The organism is Aestuariibius violaceus (assembly GCF_040779325.2).
Lineage (GTDB): Bacteria > Pseudomonadota > Alphaproteobacteria > Rhodobacterales > Rhodobacteraceae > Aestuariibius > Aestuariibius violaceus.
Genome location: NZ_JBFONT020000001.1, coordinates 26283 through 48499, shown reverse-complemented (window position 1 = coordinate 48499; position 22217 = coordinate 26283). Strand labels below are relative to the sequence as shown.

21 protein-coding genes are annotated in these 22217 nt (G+C 65.4%); 3 read left to right on the top strand and 18 right to left on the bottom strand.

Translation table 11 applies throughout. The features are described 5' to 3' along the window. Positions 1-340: 340 nt before the first annotated feature. The 9 genes from ccoS to fnrL form a co-directional block, all read right to left on the bottom strand. Positions 341-499, bottom strand: coding sequence for a cbb3-type cytochrome oxidase assembly protein CcoS (ccoS, locus tag AADZ90_RS00225; RefSeq protein WP_367311483.1), 159 nt, complete (start codon positions 497-499; stop codon positions 341-343). Continuing rightward, entirely contained in the window at positions 496-2646 is a 2151-nt protein-coding gene (locus tag AADZ90_RS00220; protein WP_367311484.1) for a heavy metal translocating P-type ATPase, read from the bottom strand. Before AADZ90_RS00220 ends, ccoS begins: the two co-directional genes overlap by 4 nt. Further along, on the bottom strand, positions 2643-3104 hold the full coding sequence (locus AADZ90_RS00215) for a FixH family protein (protein ID WP_367311485.1): 462 nt from the start codon (positions 3102-3104) through the stop codon (positions 2643-2645). Before AADZ90_RS00215 ends, AADZ90_RS00220 begins: the two co-directional genes overlap by 4 nt. Next, positions 3101-4618, bottom strand: coding sequence for a cytochrome c oxidase accessory protein CcoG (gene ccoG / locus AADZ90_RS00210; protein WP_367311486.1), 1518 nt, complete (start codon positions 4616-4618; stop codon positions 3101-3103). Before ccoG ends, AADZ90_RS00215 begins: the two co-directional genes overlap by 4 nt. A 237-nt stretch (positions 4619-4855) precedes the next feature. Continuing rightward, positions 4856-5812, bottom strand: coding sequence for a cytochrome-c oxidase, cbb3-type subunit III (gene ccoP / locus AADZ90_RS00205; protein ID WP_367311487.1), 957 nt, complete (start codon positions 5810-5812; stop codon positions 4856-4858). Next, entirely contained in the window at positions 5809-6036 is a 228-nt protein-coding gene (locus AADZ90_RS00200) for a cbb3-type cytochrome c oxidase subunit 3 (RefSeq protein WP_367311488.1), read from the bottom strand. Before AADZ90_RS00200 ends, ccoP begins: the two co-directional genes overlap by 4 nt. Positions 6037-6045: 9 nt before the next feature. Next, entirely contained in the window at positions 6046-6867 is an 822-nt protein-coding gene (gene ccoO / locus AADZ90_RS00195) for a cytochrome-c oxidase, cbb3-type subunit II (RefSeq protein WP_367311489.1), read from the bottom strand. 8 nt (positions 6868-6875) lie between these two features. Next, positions 6876-8474 carry a cytochrome-c oxidase, cbb3-type subunit I gene (gene ccoN, locus AADZ90_RS00190; protein ID WP_367311490.1) on the bottom strand — a complete coding sequence of 533 codons (1599 nt, stop codon included), beginning with the start codon at positions 8472-8474 and terminating at the stop codon, positions 6876-6878. A gap of 132 nt (positions 8475-8606) precedes the next feature. Beyond that, a complete protein-coding gene (gene fnrL, locus AADZ90_RS00185) occupies positions 8607-9353 on the bottom strand; it encodes a transcriptional regulator FnrL (RefSeq protein ID WP_411996907.1) in 747 nt (248 codons plus the stop codon). 70 nt (positions 9354-9423) lie between these two features. Here fnrL and hemN point away from each other — a divergent pair, with 70 nt between their 5' ends. From hemN to AADZ90_RS00170, 3 genes are all read left to right on the top strand, one after another. Further along, positions 9424-10770: an oxygen-independent coproporphyrinogen III oxidase gene (gene hemN, locus AADZ90_RS00180; RefSeq protein ID WP_367311491.1), complete on the top strand. Its 1347-nt coding sequence runs from the start codon at positions 9424-9426 to the stop codon at positions 10768-10770. A gap of 69 nt (positions 10771-10839) precedes the next feature. Beyond that, complete coding sequence (locus tag AADZ90_RS00175; RefSeq protein WP_411996906.1) at positions 10840-11655, top strand: DUF6478 family protein; 816 nt, start codon at positions 10840-10842, stop codon at positions 11653-11655. Between the two features lie 11 nt (positions 11656-11666). After that, on the top strand, positions 11667-12023 hold the full coding sequence (locus AADZ90_RS00170) for an acyl-CoA synthetase family protein (RefSeq protein WP_367311493.1): 357 nt from the start codon (positions 11667-11669) through the stop codon (positions 12021-12023). Here AADZ90_RS00170 and AADZ90_RS00165 read toward each other — a convergent pair. The 9 genes from AADZ90_RS00165 to AADZ90_RS00125 form a co-directional block, all read right to left on the bottom strand. Beyond that, positions 12020-13510 (bottom strand): mannitol dehydrogenase family protein, encoded by a 1491-nt coding sequence (locus tag AADZ90_RS00165; RefSeq protein WP_367311494.1) that lies wholly within the window; start codon positions 13508-13510, stop codon positions 12020-12022. The two genes, AADZ90_RS00170 and AADZ90_RS00165, sit on opposite strands and share 4 nt — an antisense overlap. Continuing rightward, positions 13510-14277: an L-iditol 2-dehydrogenase gene (locus AADZ90_RS00160; protein WP_367311563.1), complete on the bottom strand. Its 768-nt coding sequence runs from the start codon at positions 14275-14277 to the stop codon at positions 13510-13512. The genes AADZ90_RS00165 and AADZ90_RS00160 overlap by 1 nt, the downstream gene beginning before the upstream one ends. Continuing rightward, positions 14274-15275 (bottom strand): ABC transporter ATP-binding protein, encoded by a 1002-nt coding sequence (locus tag AADZ90_RS00155; RefSeq protein ID WP_367311495.1) that lies wholly within the window; start codon positions 15273-15275, stop codon positions 14274-14276. Before AADZ90_RS00155 ends, AADZ90_RS00160 begins: the two co-directional genes overlap by 4 nt. Positions 15276-15287: 12 nt before the next feature. Next, positions 15288-16118, bottom strand: a complete 831-nt coding sequence (locus AADZ90_RS00150) for a carbohydrate ABC transporter permease (protein WP_367311496.1) — start codon at positions 16116-16118, stop codon at positions 15288-15290. A gap of 12 nt (positions 16119-16130) precedes the next feature. Then, the gene (locus AADZ90_RS00145; RefSeq protein WP_367311497.1) at positions 16131-16997 is read right to left on the bottom strand and encodes a carbohydrate ABC transporter permease; all 867 of its coding nucleotides are present in this window, start codon (positions 16995-16997) and stop codon (positions 16131-16133) included. Between the two features lie 119 nt (positions 16998-17116). After that, positions 17117-18421, bottom strand: coding sequence for an ABC transporter substrate-binding protein (locus AADZ90_RS00140; protein WP_367311498.1), 1305 nt, complete (start codon positions 18419-18421; stop codon positions 17117-17119). A 95-nt stretch (positions 18422-18516) separates the two neighbouring features. Continuing rightward, positions 18517-19548 (bottom strand): LacI family DNA-binding transcriptional regulator, encoded by a 1032-nt coding sequence (locus AADZ90_RS00135; RefSeq protein ID WP_367311499.1) that lies wholly within the window; start codon positions 19546-19548, stop codon positions 18517-18519. A 176-nt stretch (positions 19549-19724) separates the two neighbouring features. Continuing rightward, positions 19725-20597, bottom strand: coding sequence for a hypothetical protein (locus AADZ90_RS00130; protein ID WP_367311500.1), 873 nt, complete (start codon positions 20595-20597; stop codon positions 19725-19727). 506 nt (positions 20598-21103) lie between these two features. Then, positions 21104-22036, bottom strand: a complete 933-nt coding sequence (locus AADZ90_RS00125) for a YwqG family protein (RefSeq protein WP_367311501.1) — start codon at positions 22034-22036, stop codon at positions 21104-21106. Positions 22037-22217: the final 181 nt, after the last annotated feature.

The window sequence follows — 22217 nt, the reverse complement described above, 5'->3', positions numbered from 1 at the left end:
GCAAGCGGGGGAAAGGGGCGGGGCGCAGAAAAAACGGGACATGGCGCGCGCCATGTCCCGCTATCTAACCCGAAACCGCTTACTCTCCCCCGGCCGATTTCTGGAGTTCGACCGTTAAGTGACACTAGCATGACAAGAGATTACGCACAATTCGTCCGCAACCTGACTTTTAGACAGGTCGGCCTCACAATTTTGTGTGACGCCTTCGATTATGTCCCGTTTTTGCCCGTCTGGCAGGCTCTGGATGCCCGGATCTTCGGCGTCTGCGAACAATTCTTGCGATTGCCGCCCTATCGACCGGTACGGCCGTCACCTGGGGTCGCGCGCACTGCGCTCCGGTTCACTCCCCGGGCGCGTCGTCGTGCCGGTCGTCGAGGACAGAGTGCCGCCCCCGCTCCATATCGTCATACTGATGATTGCGCATCGCCCAGACGAAGGCCGCAAGCGCCCCAAGGCCCAAGACCAGCGATACCGGGATCAGAAAAGCCAGAACACTCATTTCGGCGCCCTCAATGCGTTGAGGGACACCGTAATCGACGAGGCCGACATCGCCAAGGCGGCGAGCAGCGGGGTCGCAAACCCCGCCAGCGCCACGGGGATCGCAACCGCGTTGTAGGCCAGTGCCAGCCAGATGTTCTCCCCCATCCGCCGCCGCGCCGCCCGCGCTTGGATGACTGCATCCGCCACCGGATCAAGCCGCGCGTTCAGCAGCACCACATCCGACACCGCCCGCGCCGCATCCAGCGCCGACGCCGGCGCGATCGATGCATGGGCCGCCGCCAGCGCGCCCGTATCGTTCAGCCCGTCGCCCACCATCAGCACCGTGCGGCCCCCGGCCGCCAGTGCCTCCACATGCGCCGCCTTCTTCGCTGGGGTCAGGCCCGACTTTGCCGCCTCGATCCCCAGCTTTCCCGCCAGATCCGCCACCGGCGCCGCGGCATCGCCCGAGATCAACTCGACCCGCAATCCCAGTCCCTTCAATCGCGACACGGCCTCCTCGGCGCCTGCACGCGGCCGGTCGGTAAAGCCGATCGCCACCGGCGCTCCGTCGCCCCGGTCAAGCCACGTCGCCGTCCGGTCCGCCTCCGCAGCGCCGACCCAGGCGGCGCGCCCCAGCCGCACCTGCTGTCCGTTATGAACCGCCGCGATGCCGAGCCCCGGATGCTCCACACGGTCCTCGACCGGCACCGGCGTCAACCCGCGGGCCCGCCCATGGGCAACGATCGCCAGGGCCAGCGGATGCACCGACCCCTCCGCCAGCGCCATCGCCAGCCGCACGTCCTCCACCGCAGGTTCTCCCACCACGACCGGAGCGCCCTCCGTCAGCGTCCCCGTCTTGTCGAAGATGACGGTATCGACCTCAGCCAGCCGTTCCAAAGCCGTGTTCGACTTGACCAACAGCCCCTTACGGAACAGTCGTCCCGAGGTCGCGATCGACACCGCGGGCACGGCCAGTCCCAAGGCGCAGGGGCAGGTGATGATCAGCACCGCCACCGCGATCCCCAGCGCCAGCAGCGCATCGCCCGTCCCCCAGAACCAGCCCGCGAATGCCGCCAAGGCCAGCAGATGCACCACCGGCGCATAGGCCCGCGCCGCCCGGTCGGCGAGCGAGGCATAGCGCGTCCGCGCCGCCTCGGCCGTCGCCACCAGATCGGCGAGCCGCGACAGCGCTGTATCCCGCCCCGCCCGTGCCACCGTCACGACCAGCGGCCCGGTCAGGTTCAACGTCCCCGCCTCCACCGGATCCCCCGGCGCGATCCCGACCGGCAAGGTTTCCCCGGTCAGCAGGGCGCGGTCCAGCTCGCTCCGCCCTTCGGCGACGATGCCGTCCGCAGGCAGCCGCATCCCCGGCGCCACGCGGATGGCGTCCCCGGCCCGCAGGTCCGCCGCGCGCACGACTTCCTCGCCGCCGTCGGTCAGCCGGGTCGCCCGTGGCACCTCCAGCGCCGACAGCTCCTTCGCGGCCGATCGCGCGGCCGACCGGCTCGCATGGTCCAGATACCGCCCCGCCAGCAGGAAGAAGGTCAGCGACAAGGCCGCCTCGAACCACGCGTGCCCCTCGCCCCCCTGCAACGCCTCGACGGCCGAGATCAGCGTCGCCAGCAGGATCGCGAGGGCAATCGGCACGTCCATGTTCAGCCGCGCCGCCCTCAGCGCCCCAAGCGCCGAGACAAAGAACGGCCGGGCCGAGAACACGATCGCCGGCACCGCGATCAGGGCCGAGATCAGGTGGAACAACTGCCGCGTCGTATCCGCAGCCCCCGACCAGACCGCGACCGACAGCAGCATCACGTTCATCATCGCAAAGCCCGACACGCCGATGCGCATCAGAAGGTCCCGCCCCGTCCGGTCCTGCGGGGCCAGCTCCGCCACGTCCAGCTCGTGCGCCTCGATGCCCACCGCCGCCAGCGCCTCGATCAGCGGCGCGGCCTCCAGCCGCCCGCCGGTCGCGACGGTCGCCCGGCGGCGCGACAGGTTCACATGGGCGCTCACCCCCGGCAGCGCGTTCAGCGTATCCTCGGCCGTGGCGATGCAGCCTGCGCAATGGATGCCGGGCAGGTGCAACAGCACATCCGCCGCCGGTGCAGCAGAGCTTGGCCGCTCCGGCGCGGCCACACAGCCCGGGCATCCGACGGTCGCCGTCATGCGCCGCGCACCCAAAGCGGGATGGTCCGGCGGAACTGTGTCCCGTCCTTCGCCACCAGATCAAGCTTCAGGATCCACTGCCCCGGCGCCGGATCCACATCCGCCTCGTAGGCGGCGCCGGTCCAGACCAGCGCCGGTTCCCGATCCTCGCCCACATGGGTCGGCCGCCCGAACAGCGCGCCCGCGACCTCGGGATACACGGCCGCGCCCGCCGCATCGCGGATCGCCACCGTCAGCTTGCCCCCGTCCAGGGCCGCGTCGACCGACCAACCCAGCGCATCCTGCGCCGCGCGGTCCTCGTCAAAGCGCTGCGAGGCGACATAGCTGTTCTTCGTCTCCAGCCCCGGGAACGTCCGCACCGCGTTGAAGGCCAGCGTCAGGTTCACCGTGATGATGATCCCGAAGCCCACGGCGAACATCGCGAATACCTTGCGTCCCGTCAGTTTTGCCTCGCTCATGGCAGATCCCTTCCGTTGAATGTGCTGTCCCTGTGGGCGCGCTCGCCGCTTTGAACGTCCTCGACCCAGAACCGGAAATCGCTCGCATGCTGCTGGGCCGCGTCTGATCCCGGACGGGCACTGACATAGACGCGCTGCAGCCGCTGGGTGTTGGCGGGCACCTCCACGAACAGCGTTTCGGTCCCTTCCAGTGCGATCCGCAAATCCTCTTCCGTCGCGATCGACAACCGGAACCGCCGGTCATCCCCGTGCTTGTTGCGCAGCCGCACGTCATAGAGGTTGCGGATCGTTCCGTCGGCCAGCGTCACGAATTGCGGGTTGCGGATCGGCGCCACCGTCATCTCGATCTCGGGCCGGATGAACAGGGCAAAGACCAGCGCGACGCCGATCCCGCTCCACAGCGTGGTGTAGAGGATGTTGCGCGGCTTCACGACGTGGGTCCAGGCAGCCTTCGGCGGCTCGCCCGCAATCTCGTTCGGAGCGTCCGACAGGGCGAGATAGTCGATCAGCCCCCGCGGCTTGCCGATCTTGGCCATCACGTCGTCGCAGGCATCGATGCACAGCGCGCAGGTGATGCACTCCATCTGCTGCCCGTCGCGGATGTCGATCCCCATCGGACAGACGGCGACACAGGCGTTGCAATCGATGCAATCGCCCAGTTCCTCTCCGCTGGCCGAGATCCGCGGCGCCTCGCCCTGCCGCTCAACCGCCTTGCCGTAGCGGGCGACCGCATCGGCCCCGCCCGGCACGGCCTCGGCCACTTCCTTCCGGCGCTTGGTGCCCTTGCCCCGCGGCTCTCCCCGCCAGTCGCGATAACCGACGGTCAGCGTGTCCTCGTCCATCATCGCGCCCTGGATGCGCGGCCACGGGCACATGTAGATGCAGACCTGTTCCCGCATGAAGCCGCCGAAGACGAAGGTCGTCGCGGTCAGGATCGCGATGGTGATATAGGCGACAGGCGGGGCCGAAAAGGTCGCAAGGTCCCGCGCCAAGGCCGGCGCATCGGTGAAATAGAACACCCACGCCCCGCCGGTGGCGAGCCCGATCAGCAGCCAGACAGTCCACTTCGTGACCCTCAGCCGCCACTTCCGCACGGTCCACGGCGCGTCATGCAGCCGGATGCGCGCGTTGCGGTCGCCCTCGATCCAGCGCTCGACGAGGATGAAGAGATCCGTCCAGACGGTCTGCGGGCAGGCATAGCCGCACCAGACCCGGCCAAGCGCGGCGGTGAACAGGAAAAGCCCTAGCCCCGCCATGATAAGCAGCCCGGCCACGAAGTAGAATTCGTGTGGCCAGATCTCGATCCAGAAGAAGTAGAACCGCCGGTTCGCCAGATCGACCAGCACCGCCTGATCGGGCAGCGACGGCCCCCGGTCCCAGCGCAGCCAGGGCGTGACGTAGTAGATGCCCAGCGTCACGATCAGGATCCACCACTTCAGGCGCCGGAACGGGCCCGACACACGGCGAGGGAAGATCGGCACGCGGGGTGCGTAAAGGGACGTGGACTCGGACATTCGGACAGCAGGTTCCCGAGAGGATGTTAGCACGGTTTTGTCGAACTGGCCTCACTGGCGCCTTGACCTGGATCAACCATCTCTGCGGCAACCCACCGCGGCGCCCGCTCAGCGAAACGTCCGCAGCACCGGCCTGGCGCTGCGGACATGGAAAATCTGGAGCAGGGGCGGGACCGGATCTGCCCCTGCTCCGAGCGGGTTGCGGCCAGACAGGGGCGTCAGCCGCGCGTGCCCCGCTCAGTCAGAGGGGCCTGCATCCGTACCGGCCAGACGCGTGCTGTCCTGCGCGCCGGGACCGGTCTCCTCCCGCAGGCTCGCCTCCTCCTCTCTCGCGCGCTCACCGCCGCCCAGCTGGTGGACGTATGCGGATACGGCGCGCACCTCGGCCTCGCTCAGGCGGGGCGGGCCCCAGGGGGGCATCACGCCAAAGCGGGAATAGGTGATCGTTTCGGTCAGGGCGGCCTCGTCGCCGCCGTAAAGCCAGATCGCATCGGTCAGGTTCGGCGCACCCTGAAGGCGATCGCCGCGCCCGTCTTCCCCGTGGCACGAGGCGCACTGCTGCAGGTAAAGCTCCGCCGCGGGGCCGTCGGCCGGGGTTGTGCCCGACGCCATCGCCTGAACCTGCGCGACAAGGCTCACGATTTCCTCGTCTTCCAGGATCTCGCCAAAGGCGGGCATCTGCGACCAGCGCGCATCCGGGTCCTCCTCGTTCCGGATCCCGTGACGGACGGTGTATTCGATATCCTCGATCGTGCCGCCCCAAAGCCAGGCGTCGTCCAGCAGGTTGGGATACCCCACCGCACCGGCCGCGCCAGAGCCATGGCATTGCGAGCAATTGTTGCGGAAGACGGATGCACCCGCCTGCACCGCATAGCTGTAGAGCTCCTCGTTCTGGGCCAGCACCCCGGGATCGACCTCCAAAAGCGCCGCCTGGATGCTGGCATTCGCCAGATCGACCCGTTCGATTTCGGCCGCAACCTCGCCCCGGGTCGAATAGCCCAGCACGCCGCCCGTCGCCCGCTCGACCAGGGGCCAGGCGGGGAACAGGATCGTATAGACGATCCCCCACAGAACTGTCGCGTAGAAGGTCCAGAGCCACCAGCGGGGCAGGGGATTGTTCAGCTCCTCGATCCCGTCCCATTCGTGGCCGGTGGTCTCGATGCCGGTGACGTCGTCGGTCTTGCGGGTGCTCATGGGCGGAGTTCCTGAGTCAAAGTCTCACTGCCGCTATCGGGATCGTCCCTGTCGGACGGGGCACCCGGCGCAGTCTCATTACGGAAAATCGAATTCGCAATCTCGTCATGCAGATCGCGGCTCTTCGGGCGGAACGCCCAAAACCACACGCCGATGAAGAAGACGAACAGGACAAGCAGCGCCCAGCTATCCGCGAATTCCCGAAGGATCGAATAGGTGTCCATCGCGCCCTCCTACCGGCTCTCGTCGGCGATGAAGGTCGAGAAATCGACCGTCGTGCCGAGCATCTGCATGTAGGCGATCAGCGCATCCATCTCGGTCAGCGCCTCCTGCCCGTCGAAATTGCGGGTCTGCGCGCCCGGATAGCGTTCCAGCAGTGCGTCCCAGTCACCGAACGGTTCGACCTGCACACGCATGTCGGCCGCCGCATTCTCGATCATCTCGTCGGAATAGGGCACGCCCACGAAGCGGTGCGTCGCCATCAGCGGCCCGATATCCGCCGGATCGAGCTGCGCCCGCAGCAGGTAATCGTATTTCGGCATGATCGATTCCGGCACGACCGATTGCGGATCGGTGAAGTGGTCCACATGCCACTCATCCGAATACCGCCCGCCGACCCGCGCCAGGTCCGGCCCGGTCCGCTTCGATCCCCACTGGAAGGGATGGTCATACATCGATTCCGCCGCCAGCGAGTAATGGCCGTAGCGCTCCACCTCGTCGCGCATCGGGCGGATCATCTGGCTGTGGCAGACATAGCAGCCCTCGCGGATATAGATATCGCGCCCGGCCAGCTCGAGCGGGGAATAGGGGCGCACGCCCTCCACTTCCTCGATCGTGTTCTCCAGCCAGAACAGCGGCGCGATCTCCACGATGCCGCCGATCGTCACCACCGCGAACGAGGCGACCAGAAGCAGCGTCGCGTTCTTCTCAAGGATCGCGTGCTTGTCGATGAACTTGCTGTGGTGCGGCAGCTCATTGGGCACCTCTTCGGGCAAATCCGCCAAGGTCGACACATTTGGGTCGTTCTCGGGGGAGGGGATCTTGTCGTTGCTCATCTTGTCCCTCACTCGGCAGGAATGGCGGAGGTTTCAGCGGTGCGCGGCTGCGGGGCGCGGATGGTCATCCACATGTTCCACACCATCAAGAGCGCGCCGCCGAGGTAGAGGATCCCGCCCGTCGCGCGGACCAGATACATCGGGAACTTGGCCGCAACCGTGTCGGCGAAGGAGTTCACGAGGAAGCCGTTGGCGTCGGTCTCGCGCCACATCAGGCCTTCCATGATCCCGGTGACCCACATCGACGCCGCGTAGAGGACGATGCCGATCGTCGCGAGCCAGAAGTGCCAGTTGATCGCCGCCATCGAATACATCTGCCGCCGTCCCCAAAGCTTGGGCGTCAGGAAGTAGAGCGCGGCAAACGTGATCAGCCCGTTCCAGCCCAGCGCGCCGGAATGCACGTGCCCGATGGTCCAGTCCGTGTAGTGGCTCAGAGAGTTCACGGCCCGGATCGACATCATCGGCCCTTCGAAGGTCGACATGCCGTAGAAGGCGAGGCTTGCCACCATCATCCGGATGATCGGATCGGTGCGCAGCTTGTCCCAGGCACCCTGCAAGGTCATCAGTCCGTTGATCATGCCGCCCCAGCTAGGCATCCACAGGATGACCGAGAACACCATACCCAGCGTCGAGGCCCAGTCGGGCAGGGCGGTGTAATGCAGGTGGTGCGGGCCTGCCCAGATATACAGGAAGATCAGCGCCCAGAAGTGGATGATGCTGAGCTTGTAGGAATAGACGGGCCGCCCCGCCTGCTTGGGCACGAAGTAGTACATCATGCCTAGGAAGCCTGCGGTCAGGAAGAAGCCCACCGCGTTGTGGCCGTACCACCACTGGGTCATCGCATCCTGCACGCCCGAGAAGACCTGCACGGACTTCGAGCCCAGGATCGAGACGGGGATCGACAGGTTGTTGACCACATGCAGCATCGCAACGGTCACGATGAAGGCCAGCAGGAACCAGTTGGCGACGTAGATATGCGGCTCCTTCCGCCGCATCAGCGTGCCGAGGAAGACCAGAAGGAAGACGACCCAGACAATGGTCAGCCAGATATCGACGTACCATTCGGGCTCGGCATATTCCTTCGACTGGGTGGACCCCAGCAGATAGCCGGTCGCCGCCAGGACGATGAACAGCTGGTAGCCCCAGAACACGAACCATGCCGCGTTCCCGCCCCAAAGACGCGCGGCCGAGGTGCGCTGGACGATATAGAAGGACGACGCGATCAGCGCGTTGCCCCCGAAGGCAAAGATCACGGCCGAGGTGTGCAGTGGCCGTAGCCGCCCGAAGTTCAGATACCCCTCGGACCAGTCAAAATTCAGAACCGGAAAGGCCAGCTGGAAGGCGATGAACGTGCCCGCGAGGAACCCGGCAATGCCCCAGAACGCCGTCGCGATGACCGCGGCGCGCACCGGGCCATCCATGTATTGCGTCAGGTCATGCGCAGGTTTCGGTTCGTCGATCCGGCGCAACTGCCACAGGAACAGCCCGCCCGCGACCACCATGACGATCGCGGCGTGCACGCGGTAGGCAAGGTCGTGCCCCCAATCCGCCGCAAGCGCCGCAATAAACGCGACCACACCCCAGGCCGCCAGCTTGAAATAGTCCATGTTCCGGTCTCCAGCATCCCCCGCAGCCACGGCTGATGCCGCGGCTCCGTTGCCGCCCCGGATCGCATGCCGGAAAAATCGGAACCTTGATGTGGATCAAAGAGCCGGGATTGGCTCCTGCTCATGCCTTGGTCAGGCCAGCGTGCCGCCATCCTCGTCGTCGCCCGCCTCATCGACCAGCGCGTCGAAGTCGGGGATCTCGATCCGCCGTGCGCCGTCCGTCACGATCAGCCCGTCCCGCTTCAGCGCGCTGATCTGGCGGCTCGTCGTCTCGATGGTCAGGCCCAGATGATCGGCCATCTCGTCCCGCGACAGCGGCAGATCGATGATGACCTTCGCCCCCGGGCGGGCGCCTCCGCCGTTCAGATGCGCCATCCGCCGGGCAAGACTGACAAGAAACGACGCAACCTTTTCCCGCGCTGTCAGCCGGCCCAGAACCACGGCCCAGTCCCGCGCCGCATCCAGTTCGTCCAGCGTCATCTGCAGCAGGCGGGCAGAGACCCGTGGCGTGTCGGCGATCAGTCTTTCGAACCGCGCCCGTTCGAACCGGCACAGCGTCACCCGGCTGATCGCTTCAATATCGAAAGGATAATCCGTCCGCCCCGGGCGCCCGATGAAATCCCCGGGCAAGAGAAGCCCAACCATCTGCCGCCGCCCATCGGGCAGGGTGCGCGACATCGTGGCGGCGCCTTCCACGACCGAACAGAAATGGGTCATCCGATCGGTCGCGCGGAACAGCGTCTCGCCCGACTCGGCGGTCGTATAGCTCTTGATCCGTTCAAGAACTTCCAGCTCATCGGATTCGCACTGGGCGCAGACCGCATTGTGGCGGATCGGGCAATCCGCGCAGGCGACATCCGTCTTCGACATCATCTTCATGGACGGGACGCTATCCGCTGGTTTGATCTCAATCAATGCGAACCGCCCGGCTTTGGCTGACTGAGGCAACATGACACGAGCCCCGTCCCCCGCCCCCGAAGCGCTGCTCGCCAGCCGCGTCCCGCGCTATACGAGCTATCCGCCCGCCAATCGCTTCAGCGACACGGTCGGACCCGCCGAGATGGGAGAGTGGCTTGCCGCCCTCGACCCGGCCGACCCTGTCTCGCTCTATCTTCATGTGCCGTTTTGCCGCAGGCTATGCTGGTTCTGCGCCTGTCGCACGCAGGGCACGCCCTCCGGTGGTCCACTCGAAGACTACCTCGGCTGGCTCGAAAGCGAGGTCCGCCTCGTTGCCTCCGCCGCGCCCTCCGGCCTCACCGCCGGGCCGCTCCATCTCGGCGGCGGTACCCCCACGCTCATGTCCCCTGACCAGCTCGCCCGGCTGACCGATCTCATCGGCGCACATATCCCGTTCCAGGCGCTCGAGGTCGAGATCGACCCGACCGAGATCGACGCCCCCCGCCTCGACGCGCTTGCCGCCGCAGGCATGACCCGGGCCTCGATCGGCATCCAGGATTTCGACCCGCGCATCCAATCCGCCATCGGCCGCGCGCAGTCGCCCGACGAAACGCGCGCCGCGATCGATGGCCTGCGCGACCGCGGCACCGGATCGGTCAATGTCGATCTGCTCTACGGCCTGCCCTACCAGACGCGCCGCACGCTGTCGGCGACGCTGCAGACGGTGATCGCGCTGAACCCCGACCGGATCGCGCTCTTCGGCTACGCCCACGTCCCGTGGATGGCCCGCCGCCAGCGGATGATCCCCGAACAGGCGCTGCCCGGCCCCGCCGAACGGTTGGAGCTCTTCGCCCTCGCCCGCAAGCTCCTTCTGTGGGAGGGCTACGTTCAGGTCGGCATCGATCACTTCGCGCGTCCTGAAGACCCGCTGGTGACCGCCGCCTCTGCAGGCACCCTGAACCGCAACTTCCAAGGCTACACGACCGACACCGCCGCGACGCTGATCGGCCTCGGCGCCTCCTCGATCTCGCGCTTCGCGGAAGGCTACATCCAGAACGCCCCCATCGTCTCGGCGTGGCGCAGCGCGCTGGACGAAGGAACGCTGCCCGCCGCACGCGGCCTCCGCCTGACCGCGGACGACCGGATGCGCGGCGCCGTGATCGCCGGTCTCATGTGCCGCTTCGAAGCCGATCTCGCCAAGGCGGCCACCGACCACGGCTTCCCCGGCGACGCCCTCGATGCCGATCTCGCTCGCGCCATGGCCGCGTTGGGCGATGCCGTCGCCACCGATGGCCGCACCCTGCGGCTCACCCATGACGATGGCCGCTACGCCCGCATCGCCGCCTCTTTCTTCGATGCCGGAATCGAAGCCGACCGCGCTTATAGTCTCGCCGTCTGACCTGACGATCCACCCCCGATACCGGAAATCCGTTGCGATCCTCCGGAAAACGCTACATCTGGACCGGGGGTGTTTGTCAGGCAAGGCATGGCGAAGGACAGCTGGAAGAACCCGATCGCGCGCGGCACCAAGATGGCCGATGCCGCCCGCCATACGCGCAGCGTCGAGCGCTGGCGCAAGCTTGCCGCGCGCGCTTCCAACATGCCGCTTCGCCGCCTCGGCGACCTCGCCGAACAGGCCCGCGAACTGCGCTATCCGCTGACCGAATTCCTCACCACCGCCGAAAGCCGCCTCGCCATGCCGCGCATCGGGCAGGACGTCTTCCAGCTCCAGCCCGGCACCGATTGGAGCTGGCGGCCCGAGGCGTGGCGCACCCCGCTTCCCCAGCGCGGCGCGGCCTGCCTCGCCAAGAAGGACCGCTTCGGCGACGAGCTGTCGGTCTTCCACGATTGCAGCCTTGCCGAGATCTCCCTCCACCAGCACCGCAACCGGCGCGAGGACGATCTGTCGCCCTTCGGCCTGCGGGTCGAGGTGTTCGGCTTCAGCGGCTCCTTCCTCAGCCTCGTCCTTGACCTGCCCGACGGTGCGGTCAAGAACCTGGCCAAGCGCCACGTCCTGCGTATCGACACCGTGATCGAGGTCGAACGCCCCTGCCGCGTCTTCGCCCGCCTCAACGTCCGCCACGGGCCCAATACCGACCAGCTCACCCGCGAGTTCCCGGCCGAGACACCCAGCGCGAATGTCGAATTCGACCTCGCCTACAGCAAGCTCAACGAGAAACGGATCGAATCCGCCTGGCTCGACCTGATCTTCGAGGAACCCGCCATGAACGCGGTTGTCCTGCGCGACCTCGCGGTCAGCCGTTACCCGCGCGCCGATCTTTGAGGGGGGACACCATGACCAACCTGACATCACTCGGCCTCACAGAAGGCATCTGGGAGGCGCTGGTAGCTGCCGACGACAAGCCAGCGCTCGTCGTCGAACATGACGGCACGCCGCTGGCTGATACCGAGGTCAAGGCAGGCCCGGAAGACGGCCAATGGCTCCTCCGCGTGCCGGTGCCGGCCAGCGCCCTCTCCGACGGCATCCAGATCTTCCGCGTCCTCGACGGCGACGGCGCGACCCTCGGCCAGTTCGAGATCCTGGCCGGCGCCCCGCTGGCAACGGACATCCGTGCCGAGCTCGCGCTTCTCCGGGCCGAACTCGACCTCCTGAAAAGCGCCTTCCGCCGCCATTGCGCCGAAAGCAGCTAGGCCTCGGCCAGATAGGCCTCGAGCGCCGCCCGGCTCCCATCGCGCCAGATCAGCGTAAGCCACTCCGCAAATGTCGCGGCGAACCCGTCATGCCGGGCAAGGTCGCCGTAAAGATCACCCTGACCGATCCACGCCGCCGGATCCGCCCGCGCCGCCAAGGCCGCCCCGTGCAGCGCCGCCCAGACGGGATCGTTCGGCTCGATCGCCGATCCATCCTCCCTGACGCCCGCACACATCCGTGCCCAGAACGCCTGTGCCAGGGCCAGCCCGCGCACCGACCCGCCCCGCGCCATCGCATCACGCAGCGACGGGAACAGAAACCCCGGATGCCGCGCGGACCCGTCGAACGCCACCCGCCGCGTCGTGTCCCGGATCGCCGGGTTGGCGAACCGCCGTGTGACAAGCGCAAGGTAGTCCTCCGGCGAACTCTCCGGCACCGGCCGCACATAAGGCACGATCTCGCGCTCCTGCACCTTCCGGAAAAACCCAGCAATCCCCGCATCCGCCATGCAATCGGCGATCGTCGGCACCCCCAGCACCTCGCCCACATTGGCAAGCAGCTGATGCCCGCCGTTCAGGATCCGCAGCTTCATCGCCTCATAGATCGGGACGTCATCCGTCACGATCGCGCCGACCTCTTCAAAGGCCGGCCGCCCTGCGCAGAAGCGATCCTCGATCACCCATTGCCGGAAATTCTCATGCGTCACCGGCGCCTGGTCCGCGACGCCCAAGGCCGCCGCCTGCGCCAGCACTTCCGGCGTCGTCGCCGGGACGATGCAATCGACCATCGAGTTCGGAAATGCCCCCTCGGCCGCGATCCACGCCGCCAGATCAGGGTCCGACAGCCGCGACAGCCCCACCACGCAGTCCCGCAGGATGTCCCCATTCCCTTGCAGATTGTCGCAGCTCAGCCCGGTAAACGGCCCCACACCCGCCTCTCGCCGTGCCTTCAGCGCCGCGACGATGGCGCCGAACACCGTCCGCGGCGCATCCGGATGCGCTGCATCATATCGCACATCCTCATGCCCCTCATCGAACGCCCCTGACGTCGGATCCAGGTAATATCCCCCTTCCGTCACGGTCAGCGACACAATGCGGATCGCCGGATCCGCCATCTGCCGGATCAGCGTCCCGTTTCCCTCCTCGATCGGCAGGTAATCCACCATCGGCCCGATCACCTCGGCCGAGGTTCCGCCCGGGTCCAGCTCGATCAGCGTCGTCAGGCAATCCTGCGCCAGCAGCCGCTCCCGCATCGCCGCATCATAGGCCCGCACCCCCGCGCCAATGATGGCCCAGTCCAGCGCCGCCCCCCGCTGCATCAGCCGGTGCAGATACCACGCCTGATGCGCCCGGTGAAAATTCCCCAGCCCGATATGGACGATCCCCGGTGTCAGATCCGACCGCGCATAGGCCGGGCGCTCGATCCCCTCCGGCAACTGCTCCAGAGTGCCCAGCCCCAGCCTCACGCTATCCGCCACCGACGCCATCAGCTCATCCAGTTCCCGCCATCGACATTGTAAGTCTGGGCGACGATGTAGTCGGCCTCGTCCGACGCCAGGAACACCGCCATCCCCGTCAGATCCTCCGCCCGACCCATCCGGCCGTAAGGCACCGCCGCGCCCACCTCGCGCTTCTTCTGCCCGGGCGCCTTGCCCTCGTATTTCGCGAAGAACGCGTCGACCCCGTCCCAATGCTCCCCATCCACGACACCGGGGGCGATGGCATTCACGTTGATCCCGTGCCGGATCAGGTCCAGCCCCGCCGATTGCGTCAGGCTGATCACCGCCGCCTTCGACGCGCAATAGACGGCCACCAGGGCTTCCCCCCGCCGCCCGGCCTGGCTTGCCATGTTGATGATCTTGCCGCCCTTGCCGCGCTCGATCATGTGCCGCGCCACGGCCTGCAGCGTGAAGAGCGTGCCGGCGACATTCACGTCAAAGACCCGCCCATAATCCGTCCGATCGATCTCCACGATCGGCGCGGCACTGAAGATCGCGGCGTTGTTGATCAGAATGTCGATCCCGCCCAGCGCGCCTACAGTCTCCGCCACTGCCGCGTCGATGCTGTCCTGATCTGTGACATCCAGTCGAACGGCCCGCGCCCCGATCTCGTCGGCCGTCGCGCTGGCCCGGTCCAGGTCGATATCGCCGATCATCACCCGGGCCCCCTCCCGCAGATACGCCTCCGCAAAGGCCCTCCCGATGCCACGCGCGGCGCCGGTGATCAGCGCGGTCTTCCCGTCCAGCCGCATCAGATCCGCAGACCCTCGGCGTCAAAACGGTGAATGACGTCGTCTCGCGGCGTCAGGCTCACCCGGTCCCCGTGCCGGAACCCGATCTCCCCATCCGCCCGCACCGTCAGCGTCTCGGCCAGCCCGGTCTCGTGGATGTGGAAGAACGTGTCGGACCCCAGATGCTCCGACACACCGACCGTGCCTGACCAGATCCCGCCGCTTTCGCTGATCGAGATATGCTCGGGCCGCACCCCGATCGTCGCCGCGCCATGCTTTTCGGCCTCACCGCCCGAAATCAGGTTCATCTTCGGCGACCCGATGAAGCCGGCCACGAACAGGTTGCGCGGGCTGCGATACAGATCCAGCGGGCTGCCCACCTGCTCGATATTGCCTGCCCGCAGGACAACGATCTTGTCGGCCATCGTCATCGCCTCGACCTGGTCGTGGGTCACGTAGATCATCGTCGTCTCAAGCCGCTTGTGCAGCTCGCTGATCTCCAGCCGCATCCCCACCCGCAGCGCCGCATCGAGGTTCGACAAGGGCTCGTCGAACAGGAACGCCGCCGGTTCGCGCACGATCGCCCGCCCGATGGCGACCCGCTGTCGCTGCCCGCCGGACAGCTGCCCCGGCCGCCGGTCGAGGTAATCGGTCAGGTTCAGCACCGCCGCAGCCCCATCCACCCGCCGGTCGATCTCGGCCTGGTCCATCTGCGCCATCCGCAAGGGAAACGCGATGTTCTTGCGCACCGACATATGCGGGTAAAGCGCGTAGGACTGGAACACCATCGCCAGCCCGCGCTTCGCGGGCGGGATGTTCGTCGCGTCGTTCCCGTCGATGCGGATCTCCCCGCTGGTCACATCCTCCAGCCCCGCGATCAGCCGCAGCAGCGTCGACTTCCCGCAGCCAGACGGGCCGACGAACACGGTGAACTCGCCGTCCTCGATGGTCAGGTCCAGCGGCGGGATGACCTCGACCTCGCCGAAGCTCTTCGTCACCTTGTCCAGTGTGATGCGTCCCATATCGGTTATCCCCTATTTCACGGCGCCGAAGGTCAGGCCGCGCACCAGTTGCTTCTGGCTGAACCAGCCCAGGATCAGGATCGGCGCGATCGCCATGGTCGAGGCCGCGCTGAGCTTGGCGTAGAACAGCCCCTCCGGGCTCGAATAGCTGGCGATGAACGCCGTCAGAGGCGCCGCCCCCGCCGCCGTCAGGTTCAGCGTCCAGAACGCCTCGTTCCAGGCCAGGATGAAGTTCAGAAGGATGGTCGACGCGATCCCCGGCACCGCCATCGGCGTCAGCACGTACAGGATCTCCGACCGCAGCGAGGCGCCGTCCATCCGCGCCGCCTCAAGGATCTCGCCGGGGATCTCCTTGAAATAGGTGTACAGCATCCAGACGATGATCGGCAGGTTGATCAGCATCAGAACGATGACCAGCCCGATCCGCGTATCCAAAAGCCCCAGCCGGATGAAGAGCAGGTAGATCGGATACAGCACGCCCACCGCCGGCAGCATCTTGGTCGACAGCATCCAGAGCAGGATATCCTTGGTCCGCTTCGACGGCACGAAGGCCATCGACCAGGCCGCGGGCACCGCGATGAGGACACCCAAAAGGGTCGAGCCACCCGCGATGATCACCGAATTCCACAGGAACCGCATATAATTCGACCGCTCCTGCACAACTCCGTAATTCTCCAGCGTCCAGTCGAAGAACAGGAAGGACGGCGGGCTCGCGATCGCCTCGGCCTCGGTCTTGAAGCTTGTCAGGATCGTCCAGAGGATCGGAAAGAAGATCAGGATCCCGACCGTCCAGGCGAGGGCCGTGTTGATCGCCTTCCGCCGCGGGGTGACTGCGCGTGCCATCTGCGATCCTCCTCAGCTATCCAGGTTCTTGCCGACGATGCGCATCAGGAAGAGCGCAACGATATTGGCGAGGATGATGGCGTAGACACCGCCCGCCGATCCCAGCCCCACATTCTGGCTTTCCAGAACCCGCTGATAGATCAGGTAGGTCAGCGTCCGCGTCCCGAACGCGCCGCCGGTGGTCACAAAGATCTCGGCGAAGATCGACAGCAGGAAAATCGTCTGGATCAGGATCACGATGGTGATCGCCCGGCTCAGATGCGGCAGGATGATGAACCAGAACCGCTTGAGCGGCGGCGCCCCGTCCATCTCGGCCGCCTCCAGCTGCTCGCTGTCCAGCGACTGGATCGCCGTCAGCAGGATCAGCGTGGCAAAGGGCAGCCACTGCCACGACACGATCAGAATGATTGAAAAGGTCGGCAAGTCGGACAGCCAGACGATCGGATCGGCCCCGAAGGCTCGCCACAAATGCGCGAACAGGCCGTTGACCGGATCCATGAACATGTTCTTCCAGACCAGCGCCGACACCGTCGGCATGACGAAGAAGGGCGCGATGACAAGGATGCGAACCACACCCTGGCCCCACATGGGCTGGTCGAGGAGCATCGACAGCAGCACCCCAAGCGCGACCGTGATGACAAGAACGCCCCCCACGATGGTCAGAGTCGTCAGAACACTGGGCCAGAACGAACTCGATGTGACGAAGCGGGCATAGTTCTCGAACCAGACAAAGCCCTGGTCGCCGCCGCGAAGGGGCAGGTAGCGCCGGAACGAAAACCACAGCGTCATGACAAGCGGGACAAGCATCCACCCCAAAAGAAGGATGACGGCTGGCGCCATCATGAGGCGGGCGGCGGATCGCGAGTGCTGGGTGGCCATGACACATCTCCCGACTTGGCGGTCTGGGTCTCGATCGGCCCTGAGACAATCAGGCCGATAGGCGGATCTGTGGCGCATCCCGGGGCGGTCGAAACCGCCCCAAGACGTGGGAAGGAACCCTAGCGGTAGCCGGCCGCTTCCATCGCGTCGTTGGTGATGGCCTGCGCCTTCTCAAGCGCTTCTTCCACCGTCTGCTGCCCGGCATAGACGGCCGAGAATTCCTGGCTCACCTCGGTCGCGATACCCGCGAATTCGGGGATGGCCACGAACTGGATCCCGACATAGGGCACCGGATCGACGGTCGGGTTCTGTGGATCGGCCGCGTTGATCGAGTCGAGCGTCTTCTGGGCGAAGGGCACCTCGATGTAGTTGGCGTTCTCGTAAAGGGACGTGCGCGCGCCCGGCGGAACGTTCGCCCACCCCTCGTTCTCGGCGACCAGCTCGATGTATTCCTTCGACGTGGCCCACTCGATGAACTGCCTGGCGGCATCTTCCTGCTGCGTACCGGCGGGGATCGCCAGGGCCCACGCCCACAGCCAGTTGGCGTTCTTGCCCTGGCCGGTATTCGGCGCCAGCGCGAAGCCCACGCTGTCGGCAACGTCGGAATCGTTGGGGTTGGTCACGAAGGACGCCGCAACGGTGGCGTCGATCCACATGCCGCACTTGCCTTGCTGGAACAGCGACAGGTTCTCGTTGAAGCCGTTCGTCGCATAGCCTGCAGGACCATAGTCGTTCATCAGGTTGACGAAGAAGGTCAGCGCCTCGTTCCACTCGGGCTGATCGAATTGCGCATTCCAGTCCTCGTCGAACCAGCGCGCCCCGAAGGAATTGCCGGTCACGGTGATGAAGGCGCCGCCTTCCCCCCAGCCGGCCTTGCCGCGCAGGCAGATGCCGTTGATGTCGTTCTCGGGGTCATCCATGGCGGCAGCCGCCTCGCGAATGAACTCCCAGGTCGGCGCATCTGGCATCTCCAGACCGGCCTCTTCCATCAGGTCGGTGCGGTACATGACCATGGAGCTTTCGCCATAAAACGGCGCCGCATAAAGCGTGCCCTCATGGCTCAGGCCCGCGCGCATCGCCGGCAGGATGTCGTCGACGTCATACTCCGCCGACAGATCGTCCAGCGGCACCAGCCAGCCATTCGCGCCCCAGATCGGCGTCTCGTACATGCCGATCGTCATGATATCGAACTGGCCGCCATTCGTGGTGATGTCAGTCGTGACGCGCTGACGCAGGACGTTTTCTTCCAGCGTCACCCACTCGACCTCGATCCCGGTCGCGGCGGTGAATTCGTCGGTGTAACCCTGCATCCGGATCATGTCGCCGTTATTCACTGTCGCGACGGTGATCGTCTGCGCGGTTGCGGTCGACCCTGCCACCAGGGCAAGCGCGGTCGCCGCACGAAGTGCGTTCCTGAGATACATCCAGATCCTCCCTAAACTTGGATGTTGCGCAGGCACGCTAGTTCATAATTTGCCGCGGCGTCAACTAAATTTTTACGCGCGCAAAGAAAACGCGGTCACGCCGAGTCCCTCAGAACCAGTCGCGCCGGGAACAGCGTCTCGGTCCGCGTCCCGAATTTTCCACCGCTTTCGATGAGGTCGAACAGGGTTTCCACACTGCGCCCCGCGACGTTGTCATAGTCATGGGCGGCGGTCGTCAAAGACGGGCAGGTGAACCGCGCAAAGGGATGATCGTCGTTCGACGCGACGCGCAGGCGGCACGCTTCCGTCCGCCCAACCCGAATCCCCAGCTCGTAGGCCGCCGACAGAAACCCGATCGCCAGCCGGTCGTTGCTGCATAGAACCGCATCGGTCGGCAGCGCACCGTCCTGCAAAACCTTCGCCGCCCCCTGGCGCCCGATCTCCTCGAACGCCCAGCCTTCGCCGTCGATGCTGATCACATGCGGCTCGAAGCCCAGCCGCTCCATCATGCTCACATACGCGATCCGCCGCTTGTTCGCGTTCGGGTTCGCGGGCGTCTTCATCTCGAAAAAGGCGGGCGGGGCCCCCGTCCGCGTCAGATATTCCACCGTCTGTGACACAAAGCTGAAATTGTCCGACCCCACGAACGCCGCCCCGATCCCCTCGAGGTTGCTGTCGAACAAAACCGTCGGCACGTCGCGGCAGAACTTTTCCACCTCCGACCTGTCCGAGGCCCGCCCCAGCGGCGCCAGCAACACCCCCGCGGGCTTGAGCGACCTGAGGCTGTCCAGGATCTCCATCTCCAGCTTCTGCTCCCCGTGCGAGCTGAACAGCGACGGGCGATACCCGGCCGCGATACACCGCTGCTCCAGATAGCGGGCGATCTCGGCAAAGAACGGATCGGCCAGGTAGGGAACCACGATGCCGACATTCTTCGTCAGCTTCCGGTTCTGGTTCATCGCAAAGATGTTCGGCCGGTAGTCGTACTGCTCCAGAGCCTCCTCGATCCGCGCCCGGGTCGAGGCGCGCACGCTCTCCGGATCATGGAAATACTTCGACACCGTCGGTCGGGAGATCCCACTGACCGCGGCAAACTGCTCCATGTTCCGTATCTTCGCGTTCGACATCGTCCCCGCCGGAATGTTTCCAATCTGACAAGCGCGAGCTTACCAGAAAATTTGCGCGCGACAATTATCAAGGATTGAGAAGCCGACGGCAGGTGCCGTCCCCCGATCACATTGGAATCGCTGGAGCAGCATCAATCAGCCGCGTGCAGCGGCTGCCAGAAAACATCGACGAAAGATCAGTCCATTTCCGAAAGATGCGGGTCTGCCGTAATCAAATAGCTATTTTCGAATACCATGGGAACGCCATTCGGCAGCGCGCCGGGGATCTCGGTAAGAAGCGCCATGTGCGGCAAGGAAAATATCTCCGTGCGCGCCGTCTCATCGGGGTTTCGAACGATAAACAGATGCTCGTCATTCGCGCTGAAAAACGGGTAATCCAATTCTACGGATGCATCGAAAATGATCTGATTTCCACTCAGGAAATCTTGCATGACATAGGTGCCCGGTTTTTCGCCCAATGCTGCGACGTAGCGTCCGGTGTGCGAAACGACAGCGATGGTCTGATCCTCGCTCCAGTTTTCCGGCCTGATCCGATCCTCTGTGCCCACATCAAAAACGGTCAGCCCGTCATATTCGTAATCGAAGACGTATAGGCGTTGCCCGTCGCAGGACAGACCGGCACTATGCGGGTCGGACGGGCGCGGTGTCGTGATCGAAAGCGCTCGCGCCTCGCCAAGACCGTCCAGCGTCAGCGGCACCAGATTGATCGCGCCCGACGCCCCGGCAAAAGGGAGCTGCGCAAGCAGACAATCCGTTCGCAGTCGTCCGGTCAGGAAGGTTTGCCCTGGCAATACGATCGGCTGTGAATATCCTTGAACCACAGCCTCTCCGGCGTCCTGAAGGACGCTGTAAGAGCCGCCAACGATGTCATGGAGCCGCGGAAAGGCGCTGGTCGAGGTTTGAAGACGCCTCGTTTCGGCGGCAAGCAGGCTGCAAAACTCCGTTTCTGCAATCCGCACGTCGTCGCAGGTCAGCTTTTTGACCTGCGCAGCGGCGAAGAGAGGTGCAAACGCCAACATGGCGGCTGTCAGAATGCCAAGCCGATTCATATCCCTGCCCCATATCTGTTCTGGCGTTGATCTCTACCGCCGTCAGATCGGCGCTGGTTCAATCAGACAAGGCCATGCTTCGCCTTTCAGCAAAAAAGCCGGCCCAACGCAACCTGGGCCAACATGTCGGAAATCCGGGAAGCCGGCCTGCCCGTCGAGGCGGAAATGGGGGCGGTCGCGACCCGCGGCACCCGATATCGGCTTATCTCTCACGGATGATCTATGCCGGGCAGCGGAGGTTTGCTCTGTCCCGCAACGCTGCCACCTTCCCCCTGACGCCGCGTCCCGCGCGACCTCCGCGTCAACCGCAAGCACTCTGCGCGGCGAGGAGGGTCGCCGCAAACCAACCCATCCTACTTGGTAAAACCGCTCGATCTCACCGTCACAACGCCGGAAAACTTCATCTTAATAGTCGCTGGCGAGATGGCGTGAATGAGCGAGGCTGTATCCTCGCGGGCGTTTCGGCGGGCGGCATCCCGCACGGACCGGGTCGCTTCTGCGCAAGATCAGCTGCAATCCCAATTGTAAGCCACACGGTCGAACCGCCGCGCAGCCAGGTCTTCCTTGCTGATCAGGAAGCAGGCTTCCCCCGCATCACCCCAACAGATCTCGATCTCCTCGGCCTCATCGTAAACAAAGCCCAGCTGCAAAAGAACTTCCGAGTAACTCGGCCGATCATCGATCCTGCGAAAGTCGTCCTGGGTAAAATCCGGATGCCCGCCGTAATACACCTGCGCCTCCTTGGCCTGCGCCAATCCGTCGTAAAACGCCTCGTGCAGGTCATCCGGGGCATCAGAGAACGCGATGTCGGAAAGATGCACAAGGCCAAGGCTGTTCGGTGAAACCGGACCCATTGCGGGCCGCCCGGTCAGGCGCCGTCCCTCTTGCGTCAGCCTCGGTGAAAGCGGGCTGAACTCCCACCCCTCCTCCGGCAGATCGCGCCGCTCCAGACCGCCCGCGCTCTCGTGATAGAGAAGCGCGAAGCCATCATTCCCCACCGATGGAAACCTGCAGCCGTTCAGATCATTGTCCCGAACGAAGAACGACAGAACCCCCTCCGCCGGATACCCCTCAAGCGGCGGCATCTCACCGAAGTTGATCTGCGCGAGAAAGATCATCGGCGTCCCGCCGCTATCGAGCGGCCAGGGGGCGCCGGGCGGCAAACTCGGCCTGCCTCCGACAGAGGAATGGGGGTCCTCTGAACTCGGCTGATCGGTCAGCGTCAACGCGATCGCGGGACGGGCCAGCGCCTCGGCCTCCCGGCGCGCCCGCTCCATGATGCCGGGCCAGTCGCGATCGTCGGGCGGTTTGCCTGATGCCTCCGGCTTTCGGCCCGAGAAATAGCCGCTCTCTTTTTCCTTGCGCCGCTCCCGGACAAGAAAAAAAGCGACAACGGCAAGAGTTGCCGCAAGCATGATCCACTGCGCGAGATTGCCCATAGTGCCGTCCTCTGGTCATCCGCGGCGTTGCGATCCCGCGTTGATGCCGAAGGTGACCTGATGGCAACCGCGAAGTCAAACCACGCGCCGTCGCCGCAAAGCCCGCCCTCCCGGCGAAAGACCTCAAGTTGCAGCCCAACCCGTCCCCCTGACGCCGCGTCCCACGTGACCTCCGCGTCAA